The sequence below is a fragment of the Bacillus cereus group sp. N6 genome (genome assembly GCF_016483705.1).
GTDB classification, from domain to species: Bacteria; Bacillota; Bacilli; order Bacillales; family Bacillaceae_G; genus Bacillus_A; species Bacillus_A wiedmannii.
The window spans coordinates 1-1289 of record NZ_JAEHBI010000164.1; the positions used below are offsets into that span (position 1 = coordinate 1).

Genomic DNA, 1289 nt, shown 5'->3' on the forward strand with positions numbered 1-1289 from the left:
ACTTTATACAGTCTTTTCCCTGTAGATGTGAGCTTGTTTTTCCTAGCGATATCTTTATATTTCTCCCATATATGATGAGTGATAACTTTTTGTTTTTGTTTCTTTGAAAAGCATACCTCACGTAGTGGACAAACAGTACAGTCTTCCGGATTCGATTTGTATTGACGATACCCTTCACGATCCGTTGTTACATATTCTAAAATACATCCCATCGGACAAGCGAATACGTTCATTTCTTGTACATATTTAAATTGGCTTTTCGGTACTTCTTTGTTTCGTTTTCCAAATCGGCGATACCCCATCACCATAAATATATCCCGTTCTGATAATTTCTTACAGATATATCCTGTAAAATATCCAGCATCAAGAGCGACAGCTTCTACTTTGAATCCGAATTTATCAATCTGGGCTTGGAGGCGTGCTAAATACGGCTCGGAATCTGCCATATTTCCAGCCGTTACATAGGTATCTGTAATAATATTGTATTTCGCATCAGTCGTACGATGATCCAAGAAATGAAAACCATTTGGTTTTCCATCTCTCATTAAAAATCCGCTATCTGGATCAGTTGTACTTATACGAGTTTTTTTGGTTGGGGTATCACTTTCCTTTCTAGGTTTTAATTCTTTTTTCCGTGTACCTCACGATCTTCGATTACCGCAGCTTCTAGTTCATCTATATAAAACTTTGGTTTTTCTTTTTTATATGTATGTACAAATTTATTTTTATTGGCATTGGCCTTAATATGCGTAGAATCTGTCATCAACGCACGTCCTCCTACCATACGGTGCCCTGTCGCTTGATTCACAATCTCATCAAATATTTCTTCAAAAATATTTGTATGAATGAAACGGGTACGGCGATTCCAACTAATTGTAGAATGATCTGGAATGGTATCTGATAGAGAAAATCCTAAAAACCAACGGTAGGCAATATTCGTTTTAATCTCCTTTTCCAATTGACGTTCAGAACGAATACCGTAAAAATATCCAATAAACATCATCTTAAATAAAACGATAGGATGTATAGAAGGACGTCCATTGTTTTCACAGTAATAGGGACGTAACTTCTCCTCAATAAAATCAAAACTGATTGTCGCTTCAATGGCCCGAAGGAAGTGATCTTGTGGAACCAACTCTTCTACAGAAACAGATACACGTTCATCACGATGATTTTTCAAAGCACCCATCATAAAAAATCTCTCCTTTTCCTCTTTTTATCAGTGTTGACACATAAAAAGAGGTTCAGACACAAAAACAGGCTGTGGAGAAGACTTTCTCCACAGCCTG

The 1289-nt window shown here is 36.8% G+C and carries 1 pseudogene; it reads right to left on the reverse strand.

Going from position 1 to position 1289, the window contains the following annotated elements:
- A pseudogene (locus tag JDS99_RS30640) lies at positions 1–1192 on the reverse strand (IS1182 family transposase); the annotation flags it as partial.
- Positions 1193–1289 lie beyond the last annotated feature (97 nt).